Source organism: Labilibaculum euxinicum (genome assembly GCF_009795715.1).
Taxonomy (GTDB): Bacteria; Bacteroidota; Bacteroidia; order Bacteroidales; family Marinifilaceae; genus Labilibaculum; species Labilibaculum euxinus.
Genome location: NZ_WTCR01000016.1, coordinates 77260 through 90338, shown reverse-complemented (window position 1 = coordinate 90338; position 13079 = coordinate 77260). Strand labels below are relative to the sequence as shown.

The following is a 13079-nucleotide window of genomic DNA, read 5'->3' as shown; positions in this document are numbered from 1 at the left end:
AATTTCATGTTTTACTGCATGGATATTTTAATTTTCTCTTTTAGTGATCTGATTTTCGAGTCGTTGCTTAGCGAAAAAGTATTGGAATCTTTTTCTGTAAATTCCAACAGCAATAACGATTTTTCGTAATAATTTAAGCCATTCACTTTATCACCTTTAGCAATATTCAATTCTGCCTCAGCAAAAAAGAGCTCCGATAATATCTTTAAATGACTATTTGTGTAATTGTGCTTTGTAAGCAAATCTTCGGTAAGTTTTTCTTTTGGGAGATTTCTAAAGAATGAGGCATCTTCTTTCAGAAAATCACGATAAGCATTCTCTAGTAATTTATGAGCTTGCGACAAGTCTCCTTTTTTAATTAAACCTAAAAGGAGAGCGATTAAATCAGCAATCATTTCAAGCATTCGCATAATAAAGTCTTTCTGGTACATAATTTTGATTTGGAGTGGTTTTTTGTTTCGTAATTGTAAAAATAATCAGAAAAAATTAAGAAGTATATCTAATTACCGGATTGTTTTTTGTTAATCAGTGGTGTTTTTGTAAATTCGAATTTTGCAATAGAATATACATGATTGTATTCAGCAATCTATATCAATTCATTAAAGTTTATTATTATGTCATATGTTGATCGTTGTCATGAATTAAAATTGGCCTTTGATGGAGGAGAGTCAGAGTTTGACGGGATGGAATTTAGAGAGTATCAATTTCATTCTTTAGCACACGATATTTTACCAGGTAAAACCAACTATTATTGTGAAAGTCATAAGTTGGATCTTATCGAGAACATGTTTGCCCAGAACGAAATTGGTGAAATACAGGATGATGTGCATATGAATGATGTTGTTGTTGAGGAAAATAAAAACTTCAGCTATAATATATTAAAACCAAAAGGGGATTGTAAAATAGAAAAACTAACATTTATCTTTCATGGCTTTAATGAAAAAACGTGGGATAAATATTTGCCATGGGGACAAGCTATTTGTGAGAAAACACAGAGTGCAGTTGTCTTTTTTCCGATCGCATTTCATATGCAGCGTGCACCAAAGCACTGGAGCGATAAAAAGGCAATGTTTGAATTGAGCAAAAAACGAAAAGCACAATTTCCAAATATTATTGGTTCCTCATTATCGAATGTAGCCATCAGCATGCGGCTTCATTCCATGCCACAAAGATTTATCTGGTCGGGTTTGCAAACTTATTACGATATCATTCAATTTATTGAAGAGTGTAAAAGCGGCAAGCATGAATTAATCGATAAGGATTTTAGTTTTGATATTTTTGCATACTCTATCGGAGGTTTTTTGGCTGAAATTCTGAAGTTAACAAACCACAAAAATTATTTTAGTGAAACAAAATTGTGTTTGTTTTGCAGTGGTGCTGTATTTAATCGTTTGTCTCCTGTTTCTAAATTTATTCTGGATAGTGAAGTTAATGTTACCTTGTATTCTTATTTGGTTGAGCATTTCAGCAGTTTTTTAAAGAAAGATAATCTTCTGCATCATTACATTGAAGAAGATCACATGGAAGGGAAGGTATTTCATACCATGTTGGAGTACAAGAATATGAGATATTTTAGAGAAGCTTTGTTTAAAAAAGCCGAAAATCAGATTTATGCGATTGCCTTAAAAGGAGATTCTGTTTTTCCGACTTACGAGATTGAAAATACCTTGAAAGGAGCCTCCAGAGATATTAATATTACTGTAGAAGAGCTTGATTTTCCATATTCATATTCACATGAAAATCCATTTCCAATGAATAAGGCAGAGTCTGTAAATATTGAAGAAAGCTTAGATCTTGTTTTTAGTAAAGTTTGTGATTTTTTGAATCAGGAATAAATCTGATTATCAAATTAAATTAATCCTTTTTTAATACAGGTTGAAATGAAAGAAAATCAGACAAATTCCAGTGCTCTTCTAATCATCGACATGCAAAAAGGCTCGTTTACACCCGCAACTCCTCGTTATGACACAAAGGGAGTTGTGAAGCGAATCAATCAATTGTCCGCTGGATTTCGTGAATATGGGAATCCTGTAGTATACATACAGCACAATGGTTCGAAACAGAATTGTTTTGTGCCTGGTACAGAAGAGTGGGAAATTCTGGATGATCTAAACATTGCTGAATCTGATTTGGTTCTATATAAAACGGCGAATGATTCTTTTTATGAATCCGACCTTGAAGAGAAATTGAAAGAACTAAACGTGAGCGAATTGGTGATTACGGGATGTGCAACTGATTTTTGTGTAGAATCCACAATTCAATCTGCATTGATTAAGGATTTTAATATTACCGTAGTTAAAGATGCGCATACAACGGCGGATCGGCTCCATTTATCTGCAGAGAAAGTAATTGAACATTACAATTGGGTTTGGAATGATCTGATTCCAACTAAAGGAAGGGTTGAAATTGTGGCAACCGCAGAGATCTTATTTAATACTTAGGAAATATGCGTTCTCAAGAGAGGATGGGTGATTTGTTAAGTACTGCACACAGAAGTCAAAATCATTTGTTTCTAATACATTCTATTGTAAAATATTAATACCTTTGTCGTGTCGTTAGGGGTGCTTGAGTATTTATTTGGGCTGAGACTTTACCCTTTTACCTGATCTGCATAATAGTAGCGTAGGGAAATGATTCGTCTGATTTTAACTTGCCTAAGTAATTAGATAGAACCGTTTCGTTATGTACGAGGCGGTTTTCTGTTTTTACAGCCTTTTGTTTTGCAGATAATTATTACTAATTATTTGACTAATTAAAAATAACAAATGAGTTCTAAATTTAATAAGTACGCATCAGATTATGATGCGTGGTTTCTCGAAAATGAAAATGTATTGTATTCTGAAGTAAAACTTGTTGCCCATTTTCTTGAAAATGCAGGAGATATATTCTCTGTTGGTTGTGGAAGTGGCTTGTTCGAAACAATTCTTGAAAAAGAATTCAATATTTCGATAAAAAATGGAATTGAACCTTCGGAAGGAATGGCTGATATCGCTAGGAAACGTGGACTTAATGTGGACATAAGCACTGCGGAGGAGATGGAGTTAGGTAAGGAAAACTACGATACAATTTTGTTTAATGGTACGCCAAGTTATATTAGCGATTTGCAAAAAGCATTTAATAAATCTTACGATGCTCTACGTCCAGATGGTAAAATTGTAGTTATTGATGTTCCTAAAGAAAGTTCTTATGGAGTTTTGTATAATCTGGCAAAAGCGTTAGGCACTTGGGAACACCCATTATTGGAAGGAGTTCATCCAAGAAACCCTTATCCTATTGAGTTTGTGAAAGCAGCTAATTGGAGAACTACTGCAGAAAAGGTGGATATGTTGAAGAAATCCAATTTTAATAATCTTCAATTTGCTCAGACATTAACCAAACACCCCTTAAATTCCAATCTGGTGGCTGAAGAACCAATTAACGGATTTGATTGTGGTGATTATGTAGCTATTTGTGCAATTAAAAACTAATCGGTTATGAAAATGGGTAATAAATTAATTGAAAATTTATCTGCTATCAGAGAGCAAGCTCCTTTGGTTCATAATATTACTAATTTTGTAGTGATGAATACGACTGCAAATGCTCTGCTCGCTATTGGTGCTTCTCCAGTAATGGCACATGCCTTGCACGAAGTGAAAGATATGGTAAATATTGCTTCAGCATTGGTAATTAATATGGGTACTTTATCGGAAGAATGGGTCGAATCCATGATTATTGCAGGTGAAAAAGCCCGGGAAAGAAAAATACCAGTTGTATTCGATCCTGTAGGTGCAGGTGCAACGCCTTATCGAACATCGAGTGCTTTGCGAATAATTGAAACGTGCAAGCCTAATATAATAAGGGGAAATGCTTCCGAAATAATGGCTTTAGTTGATCAAACAATGCTTACGAAAGGAGTTGATAGTTCTGTGGCTGCGGATGTTGCTTTAGAATCAGCTAAAATTTTGGCATCGGGAAACAATTGTGTTGTTGTTATAAGCGGTGAGATTGATATTATTACTGATGGAATAAAAGTTGAATCGGTTGGTTTTGGGAATCAATTGATGGCCAAAGTTACTGGAATGGGATGCACAGCTACAGCAGTTTTGGGTGCATTTGCTGCAACAAATCCCAATACATTTCAGGCGGCAGTATTTGGGATGATGGTGATGGGAATTACTGGTGAATTTGCTGCATCTAAGTCTAATGGACCGGGAAGTATGCAAATGCATTTTATTGATTGTCTGTACAGTTTATCTGAAAAAGAAATTGAAAAAGCAACTTGTACTTTACAATGAGAAAGGAAGATCTAAAATTGTATTTAGTTACTGACAGTGACCTTGCAAATGGGAAACCTCTTGCAGAGATTATTGAAGCTGCCATTAAAGGAGGCGTGAGTATGGTACAAATTCGCGAAAAGAATTCGACGACTAGAGAATTCTATGAGTTGATAATGTCGGTAAAACACATTTTAAAAGTTTACAATGTACCGTTAATTGTTAATGATAGGTTGGATATTGCCTTGGCTGTTGATGCGGATGGTTTACATATAGGACAGAGTGATTTGCCCTATAAGGAAGCTAGAAAAATTCTAGGATTTGATAAGATCATTGGATTATCAGTGGAGAGTATCAAACAGGCAAGAGAGGCAAATGATTTGGATGTAGATTATATTGGTTTATCGCCTGTCTTTTCGACACAAACAAAGAGCGATATTGCTAAACCACTTGGGCTTGATGGGATAAAGGAGATTGCTTCTTTTTCAAAACATCCATGCGTGGCTATTGGCGGGATCAATAAGAATAATTTGGGGAGTATTATAGAGGCAGGGGCTGATGGCGTTGCTCTTGTTTCTGCAATAATTTCGCAGGAATATCCTGAAAAAGCAGCAAGAGAATTAAAAAAGATTATTGATAGTATAATGAATGAACACATTGAGTAAATGGACTGGAGTACAAAAGCCTGGGAATCAATTGAGGAAATCTACACACAAATATTGAACTTATCCTTTATAAAGGAATTGACTAGTGGTACGCTTGAACGGGAAAAATTCAATTTTTATTTGGAGCAGGATTCTATTTATTTGGCTGAATTTGGGAAAGTGCTGGCAGGTATTGCCTGTAAATTAGATAAGTCGGAGCATAGAAAGGTTTTTTTGAGTTTTGCTCTTGATACGGTGGCTGTTGAACAGGCATTGCATCAGTTTTATTTGCAAAGCAGGAAGAAAGTCGTAGAAGCTTCACCTTCTTGTTTGTTGTATACCTGCTATATTCATAAACAATTGGCAGCAACTTCGATCGAGGAGGCTGTTGCTGCCATTTTGCCATGTTTTTGGATCTACAAAAAAGTTGGAGATTATATTTTGGAAAATCAGATACCTGGTGAGAATCAGTATCAAAATTGGATTGACACTTATGGAGGAGATGAATTTTCGGAAGCGGTTGAGTTGGCTATTGAGATTTGCAACGAATTGGCTAAAGGAACTACGATATGTAATCAAAATAAAATGATTGATGCTTTTGTAATAGCTTCGAAATTGGAATGGATGTTTTGGAAAAGTGCCTATGAAATGGAGGAGTGGCCTGTAAAATCAAATATAATTATGTATGAAAACATACAATAGAGTTTTAAGTATAGCCGGAAGTGATTCCGGAGGAGGAGCTGGAATTCAGGCTGATATTAAATCAATTTCGGCTTGCGGTTGTTATGCCGCAACGGCAATAACAGCAATTACAGTTCAAAATACCTTGGGCGTGAGTAATGTTCATGCTGTTCCAGATCAGGTTTTGCAGGAGCAAATTGAATCAGTTCTTTCAGATATTGGTGCTGATTCCATAAAAATTGGCATGTTGCATTCTTCAAATACAATTCTTGCTGTTTGCTGCGTTTTGGATCAATACAAGGGCATAAAGAATATTGTTTTGGATCCAGTAATGGTCGCAACATCGGGTGATGTTTTATTGTTGGATGAGGCGGTTGATACACTAAAAAGATTTTTGATTCCCAGAGTGAGAGTGATAACACCAAATGTTCCGGAAGCTGAAATTTTATTGGGCCGAAAGATTGAATCTCAATCGGAATTTATTCCTTGCGCTAAGGAATTAGCAAATTTATTTCAGGTTTCAGTTTTGCTAAAAGCGGGGCACTTAGACGGTGATGATTTAATTGATGTTTTTTACGATTTTGAAAATCAGGAGAGTATTTCGATGAAATCCAAACGGTTAAATACAAGAAATACTCATGGAACTGGGTGTTCAATGTCATCAGCTTGTGCTGCTTTTCTGGCTCGTGGTTTCGATTTGCAAATGGCGGTACAGTTGGCTAAAAATTACATTAACAATGCAATTATGGCAGGGGCTGATTATCGGATTGGTGAAGGGCATGGGCCTGTGAATCATTTTTACGAATACTGGAAGTAATGAAAACAAGAGGTCTTTTTACCCAGCAAGTTTGGGAACTGGTTCATCCTACATTTCAAGAAATAACCTCATGTCGATTTGTTTGTGAACTAGCAGATGGTTCACTGCCCAAAAGTTGCTTTGCACATTATTTAACTCAGGATGTATTGTATCTTATAAAAGATGCAGAAGCTTTAGGGAATTTAAGTAAGCGGGCGACTATGGCAGAGGATCAATTGTTTTTTGAAGAATTACGAAATGATGGTCTTCAAGTAGAGCTTTTGATAAGAGAAGAATACCTCGGGTATTACGAACTTCAGGAAGCAACAAGTCAATCCAAAGCTTTCGCTGATTATTCTGATTTTTTACTAAAGCATTCATTGGAATCGTCTTATGAAGTTGCATGTGCAGCTTTACTACCCTGTTTTTGGATTTATGGAGCAGTTTGTGATTTTATAATTGCAAGAATGACTCAAAATAATCCATATCAAAAGTTTATTTCAACTTACTCAGGTGATGAATATTATTCATATCTAAACACATTTATTGAAATAGTGGAGCAAAATTTTATGAATTCATGTTTTCAAGAAGATATGATCAATGTTTTTATTGAAGCAAGTGAGCATGAATTGCGTATTTTTGAAGAATCAATGCTACCTGCAAAATAGTATTGATGAATGGTCAGTTTTAATTTAAAATCTATTGATTGAATCATGAAAATCACAAATAAAACAGCACTTTTGCTAATCGATCTTCAGAAAGGATTTGAGGATATTGAGCATTGGGGTGGAGGAAGAAATAATCCGGAAGCAGAAGAAAATGCGGCTGAAATTTTGAAAGTCTGGCGTGAAAAAGACTTGCCTTTATTTCACATTAAACATTGTTCTACTATACCAAGTTCGCCTTTTGTTGAAGGTAATCCTGGAAATGATTTCTTGGAATTGACCAGACCAATTGAGAGTGAACCTGTGATTAAAAAGAATGTGAATTCGGCCTTTATTGGTACTGATTTAAAAGAACTGCTTGATGAAAAAGGCATAACCAAATTAGTGATTGTTGGTTTGACAACTGATCATTGCATTTCTACAAGCACACGAATGGCTGGTAACTTTGGTTACGAAACTTATTTAATTAGTGATGCCACTGCTGCTTTTGATAAAATAGGAGTAAATGGTGAGAAATTCTCCGCTCAGCTTATTCACGATACAGCATTGGCAAGTTTACACGGAGAATTTGCAACTGTTGTTGATACAGATGAGTTTTTAAATTATTTGAAATAGAGATCGTTTTTTATTAAACTAAGGCATCAAACAATATTTCAACCGGATGCAGGGCTTCACGTTCTGTTTCATCTTTTATCTGATGACGGCAGGAGGTGCCTGAAGCTGCTATTAGTGTTGTTTTAGGTGCTTTTCGTACCTCGGGAAGGAGCACTAATTCACCAACTTTTTTACTTAAATCGTAATGCTCTTTTTCGTAACCAAACGATCCGGCCATGCCACAACAGCCTGATTGTATTTCTGTTGTGCTGTAATTTTCGGGAAAGCTTAATATTTCTTTTATAGGCAAGGATGAAGCGAGAGCTTTTTGATAACAGTGCGTGTGAAATTTGATCTCTTTTTTTGCTGTGGTAAATTGTTCTTTTTTAATTCTGCCGTTTTTCATTTCCTGAAACAAATACTCTTCAATTGTAAAGGTGTTTTTCGATAGTCTTTTAGCATCTTCTATCATATCCGGAGTTACCAACTCAGGATACTCATCACGAAAAGTAAGTATTGCTGATGGTTCAATACCAATGAGCGGACATTCTTCTGTGATTAGATTTTTAAGCAGGTTCACGTTTTTTATTGCCAGGTATTTGGCTTTTTTCACCAATCCTTTCGATAAATAAGTTCTGCCGCTTTCAAAGTGTTTTGGAATAATAACCTGATAGTTCAGACGTTCAAGTAGTTGAATTGTTTTGATACCTATTGGAGTATCGTTATAGTTTGTAAATTCATCAGCAAATAGATACACCTTCTTATTATTTGATTCTTTTTTGGATGATGAATGCCATTTCCGAAGCGTTGTTTTGTGCAGCTTAGGAATGCTTCTTTCTTCAGCAAAACCCAAATTCTTTTTTACAATTTTGCCTATAATAGGATGTTGATTCACATAGTTGAACAGGCCAGGAGCGTAACTACCCAATTGATTTACTTTCGTGATGTTGGCAATTAGCTTACTTCTAAGTGGAATCGGATTTGAATCGTAATATTGTTGTAAAAATTCAGCTTTTAGCTTGGCCATATCCACACTCGACGGACATTCCGATTTGCAAGCCTTGCACGACAAGCATAAATCCAATATGTCGTATAATTCCTTGTGGTTGAATGGATTTATTTTGTTTGAATTGGTAATAAATTCACGAAATAAATTAGCGCGTGCTCTGGTGGTAAGCTTTTCATCCAGTGTGGCCTGATAGCTTGGACACATTCCCTTGCCGGTGATATGAGTGTTTCTGCAATCACCGGATCCGTTGCAACGTTCTGCAGCACGAACAATCCCCATGTCGTTGGAGAAATCGAAATAAGTTTGAATATCGCGCGTTTTCTGATTGGGTTCATAACGCAAATGGGTATTCATTTTTGGTGTATCTACAATCTTGCCGGGATTAAAGATGTTGTTGGGATCCCAACATTGTTTGATATCCCGTAAGAGCTGATAGTTTTGTTCTCCAATCATAATGGAAATAAACTCACCGCGAAGTCTGCCATCTCCATGTTCTCCACTTAAAGAACCATTGTACTTTTTAACCAGTTTGGCAGAATCCAAACCTATGGCATGAAATTTCTCCTGATCTTTAGCATTCTTTAAGTTTAAAACAGGACGCATGTGAATTTCTCCGGTTCCAATATGTGCATGAAATACGCATTGAATCTCATACTTTTTCATCAAATCCTTAAATTCGGCAATATAATCGTATAATATTTCAGGAGTAACCGAGGTATCTTCAATTAAGGAAACTGGTTTGGCATCACCTTTCATATTCGATAAAATTCCCAGAGCTGATTTGCGTAAATCCCAAACTCGCGACATGTTGTCTGCTCCTGAAACGATAGGGAAATGATAGCCCAGTTTTTTTTCTCTAAATTCAGCTTCCATTTCTCGGGCGATTTTCTCAATTTCGCTTTTTGATTCTCTGGCAAATTCAATAATTAAAAGTGCACCCGGATTTCCTTCCAAAAAGAATCGGTTTTTTGCTTGTGTAATATTTCCTTCAGTTAATTTTAGAATCTGATCATCCATTAATTCTACTGCACCCGGATGATATTTTAAGGCAATAAGATTGCCTTGAATTGCTTCTTCCAGATTTTCGAAATGAGCACAAATTAAAGCTTTCTCTTTAGGAGGAACCGGTACCAGACTTAATTTTATTTCTGTTGTGAGAGCCAATGTTCCTTCTGATCCAGCTAAAAGCTGACTGAAATTAAACGCATTTCCCTTTGAATTGAAAGGAGACGAGGATGCTAATATATCTATAGCATAACCGGTATTTCTTCTTTTTATTTTTGGATCAGGATATTCTTGTGCAATTGCTTCCTGATTTTCATCAGATGATAGTATACTTTTTATTTGCTGATACAATTTAGATTCCAAACCTTTATTTTCTTTGCATTTAAGTTCAAACTCTTCATTGCTTAAAGGAGAAAAAACAGCTTTGCTTCCATCGCTTAGCAGACAGGTTACTTCGATAGTGTGATCGCGCGTACTTCCATAAATAATAGAATGCGATCCGCAGGAATTATTTCCCAGCATTCCACCCAGCATGCAACGACTGCTGGTTGAGGTTTCCGGACCAAAGAACAAACCGTAATCTTTCAAATACATGTTTAGTTCATCAAGTATTACGCCAGGCTGAACGCGAACCCATGCTTCCTCTTTGTTGACTTCAATAATTTTAGTGAAGTGTTTCGATATATCAACCACAATTCCATCACCAACTACCTGTCCTGCCAAAGATGTTCCTGCAGCTCTTGGGACGAGTGCTAAATTTTCATTAGATGCAAACCGAATTAAGTGTTGTAAGTCATTTTCGGTCTTAGGATAACAAACTGCCAGAGGAAGAACCTTATAAGCAGAAGCATCTGTTGCATAAATAAGACGAGTAGTCATGTCACGAAAAAGTTCGCCATCCATTTTTATCTTAAGTTCCTCAAATAGTGTAGCTTGTTTCTCGTATTCCATAGTGTTGGTGTAATTGTAGTGTTAGATTCTTCAAAACTGAAATTACATTTTTATTTTAAAATGCCAGCTTATTGAGAATGAATATTTATTAAAAAAATTAATTAAAAACTTTAAAATATTTTTGATTTAGGAATCTAAAGTTTGCATTTTATTCATACTTTTGTAAAGTCGAGATTACAAAACTGATTAAAATACTGAACATCAATGGACTTATTGCAGAGAATTAAGGAAAATGCAGGTTTAAGTGGTAAAACAATTGTTTTACCTGAAGGAACAGAGGAGAGAACTTTACAAGCTACTGACATCCTGTTAAGTGAAAAAATCGCTAAAATCATTCTGATTGGAAACCCTGATGAAATTGCTTCTGAGGCGACTCGCTTAAATTTGAAAAATATCGGTGAGGCGATAATTGTTGATCCAAAAAAACATGACAAAATGGAGGCTTATGCTGAAATTTTAGTTGAGTTGAGAAAGAGTAAAGGAATGACAATGGAAAAAGCCATGGTTTTGGTTCAGGATCCATTGTATTTAGCAACCTTAATGATTAAAGCCGGAGATGCAGACGGCGAAGTTGCAGGTGCTTTAAATGCTACCGGTGATGTATTACGTCCGGCATTTCAGATTGTAAAAACAATGCCGGGTATTTCTGTGGTATCAGGTGCTTTTATAATGATTTTAAAAGATAAAACATTTGGTGATAATGGAATGATGGTATTTGCAGATTGTGCAGTTCATCCTAATCCTACAGCAAGTGAATTGGCTGAAATTGCCGTAGCAACTGCAAAAACCACAAAAGCAATTGCTAAAATGGAACCTCGTGTAGCCATGTTAAGCTTCTCTACTATGGGATCTGGTAAACACGAAATGGTTGATAAAGTAGTTGAAGCAACTCGCTTGGCAAAAGAAATGGCACCGGAATTTCAAATTGATGGAGAATTGCAGGCTGATGCGGCTATTGTAGAAGCAATCGGCACTCAGAAAGCTCCTAACAGCGCAGTTGCCGGAAGAGCCAATGTTTTGGTTTTCCCTACTCTGGAAGTTGGAAATATTGCTTACAAATTGGTTCAGCGTTTGGCAGGAGCAGAGGCTGTAGGCCCTATTCTACAAGGAATGGCAGCTCCAATTAACGACTTGTCAAGAGGTTGTTCTGTCAGCGATATAGTAAATCTGGTTGCTATAACAGCGAATCAGGCTGCAGGATTATAATAAATCAAATATCAAACAAAATATAAAACAAAATTCTGATGAACGTTCTAGTTTTTAATTGTGGTAGTTCTTCCTTAAAATATCAGTTATTGAGTATGGGTGAAGAAGCCACTTTGTTGGCTAAAGGTCTTGTAGAGAGAATACATCTTAAAGAAGGCATTATTTCTCACAAACCAGAGGGGAAGAAGAAGTTCGAGTCTGTTCAGGATATTCCAAATCATGGAGTAGCAATCGACCTTGTACTAAAAGCATTGGTTCACCCTGAACATGGTGTTATCTCAAGTATTAAAGAAATAGATGCTGCTGGTCATCGTGTAGCTCATGGTGGTGAGTATTTTAAAGATAGTGCGCTTATTGATGCGAAGGCAAAAGAATTAATAGCGTCGTGTTGTGAATTGGCACCACTCCATAATCCAGCTAATTTAGAAGGAATTCTTTCTATGGAAAAATTACTTCCCGGTATTCCTCAGGTTGCTGTTTTTGATACATCCTTCCACCAAACACTTCCTCCAAAGGCATTCATGTATGGATTGCCATATGATTGTTACGAAACTCTTCGTGTACGTAAATATGGTTTTCACGGAACCAGTCATAAATTTGTAGCTAACAAAGCATGTGAAATCTTGGGATGGAACATTGAGGATAAGAAAATTGTTAGCTGTCATTTGGGTAACGGAGCATCTGTTTGTGCAATTGATGGTGGAAAATCTATTGAAACTTCGATGGGATTTACTCCAAATGAAGGTTTGTTAATGGGTACCCGTACAGGTAATCTTGATTTGGGTGCACTTCTTTATATTGCAGAAAAGAAAAATTTGTCGATTGATGAAACAAACAAATTGATAAATAAGCAAAGTGGATTGGCTGGAATTTCAGGTATTTCTTCGGATATGAGAGATTTGGAACTTGCTGCCGAAGGAGGAAATAAAAGAGCTCAGTTGGCTTTGGATATGTTTGCTTATCGGGTGAAGCGTTTTGTAGGTTCATATACTGCATCAATGGGAGGTGTTGATTTGGTAATCTTTACTGGAGGAATTGGAGAAAATGATTGTATTTCCCGTGCGAAAATTGCCGGAGATTTTGCTTATCTGGGTCTTGATTTTGATTTAGAAAAGAATGATGGTTTGCGTGGTAAAGATGCAATTATCTCTAAAGAAGGATCTAAGGTGAAAGCCATGGTTATTACAACAAACGAAGAATTGGTTATCGCTTCAGATACTCAGCGTATTGTAAGTGCATTGAATTAATTCGGTGAATAATAATATAGTAAAGCTC

General features: G+C 36.1%; 13 protein-coding genes and 1 riboswitch. Of the genes, 11 read left to right on the top strand and 2 right to left on the bottom strand.

The genetic code is table 11. The features are described 5' to 3' along the window. Positions 1–11: 11 nt before the first annotated feature. The gene (locus GQR60_RS18025) at positions 12–431 is read right to left on the bottom strand and encodes a hypothetical protein (RefSeq protein WP_124994275.1); all 420 of its coding nucleotides are present in this window, start codon (positions 429–431) and stop codon (positions 12–14) included. Between the two features lie 183 nt (positions 432–614). On the opposite strand from GQR60_RS18025, the gene GQR60_RS18020 reads away from it, so the two are divergent. The 9 genes from GQR60_RS18020 to GQR60_RS17980 all read left to right on the top strand — a co-directional run bounded on the left by GQR60_RS18020 (position 615) and on the right by GQR60_RS17980 (position 7654). Then, on the top strand, positions 615–1835 hold the full coding sequence (locus GQR60_RS18020; RefSeq protein WP_124994274.1) for a DUF6051 family protein: 1221 nt from the start codon (positions 615–617) through the stop codon (positions 1833–1835). 45 nt (positions 1836–1880) lie between these two features. Then, positions 1881–2441, top strand: a complete 561-nt coding sequence (locus GQR60_RS18015; protein ID WP_124994273.1) for a cysteine hydrolase family protein — start codon at positions 1881–1883, stop codon at positions 2439–2441. A gap of 106 nt (positions 2442–2547) precedes the next feature. After that, positions 2548–2646, top strand: a riboswitch (TPP riboswitch). Positions 2647–2765: 119 nt separating this feature from the next. Beyond that, entirely contained in the window at positions 2766–3467 is a 702-nt protein-coding gene (locus GQR60_RS18010; protein WP_124994272.1) for a class I SAM-dependent DNA methyltransferase, read from the top strand. A 12-nt stretch (positions 3468–3479) separates the two neighbouring features. Further along, positions 3480–4274: a hydroxyethylthiazole kinase gene (thiM, locus tag GQR60_RS18005; RefSeq protein ID WP_225441452.1), complete on the top strand. Its 795-nt coding sequence runs from the start codon at positions 3480–3482 to the stop codon at positions 4272–4274. Further along, the gene (gene thiE, locus GQR60_RS18000; RefSeq protein WP_124994270.1) at positions 4271–4918 is read left to right on the top strand and encodes a thiamine phosphate synthase; all 648 of its coding nucleotides are present in this window, start codon (positions 4271–4273) and stop codon (positions 4916–4918) included. The genes thiM and thiE overlap by 4 nt, the downstream gene beginning before the upstream one ends. Further along, a complete protein-coding gene (gene tenA, locus GQR60_RS17995; protein WP_124994269.1) occupies positions 4919–5599 on the top strand; it encodes a thiaminase II in 681 nt (226 codons plus the stop codon). Further along, positions 5583–6395, top strand: a complete 813-nt coding sequence (gene thiD, locus GQR60_RS17990) for a bifunctional hydroxymethylpyrimidine kinase/phosphomethylpyrimidine kinase (protein ID WP_124994268.1) — start codon at positions 5583–5585, stop codon at positions 6393–6395. The genes tenA and thiD overlap by 17 nt, the downstream gene beginning before the upstream one ends. Beyond that, positions 6395–7042: a TenA family protein gene (locus tag GQR60_RS17985; RefSeq protein WP_124994267.1), complete on the top strand. Its 648-nt coding sequence runs from the start codon at positions 6395–6397 to the stop codon at positions 7040–7042. The genes thiD and GQR60_RS17985 overlap by 1 nt, the downstream gene beginning before the upstream one ends. Before the next feature lie 45 nt (positions 7043–7087). After that, positions 7088–7654, top strand: coding sequence for a cysteine hydrolase family protein (locus GQR60_RS17980; protein WP_124994266.1), 567 nt, complete (start codon positions 7088–7090; stop codon positions 7652–7654). A gap of 13 nt (positions 7655–7667) precedes the next feature. Here GQR60_RS17980 and GQR60_RS17975 read toward each other — a convergent pair whose 3' ends face one another. Beyond that, on the bottom strand, positions 7668–10598 hold the full coding sequence (locus tag GQR60_RS17975) for an FAD-binding and (Fe-S)-binding domain-containing protein (protein WP_124994265.1): 2931 nt from the start codon (positions 10596–10598) through the stop codon (positions 7668–7670). A 204-nt stretch (positions 10599–10802) separates the two neighbouring features. Between GQR60_RS17975 and pta the strand changes: the two genes are divergently transcribed. After that, a complete protein-coding gene (gene pta / locus GQR60_RS17970) occupies positions 10803–11804 on the top strand; it encodes a phosphate acetyltransferase (RefSeq protein WP_124994264.1) in 1002 nt (333 codons plus the stop codon). 38 nt (positions 11805–11842) lie between these two features. After that, entirely contained in the window at positions 11843–13051 is a 1209-nt protein-coding gene (locus tag GQR60_RS17965; protein WP_124994263.1) for an acetate/propionate family kinase, read from the top strand. Positions 13052–13079 lie beyond the last annotated feature (28 nt).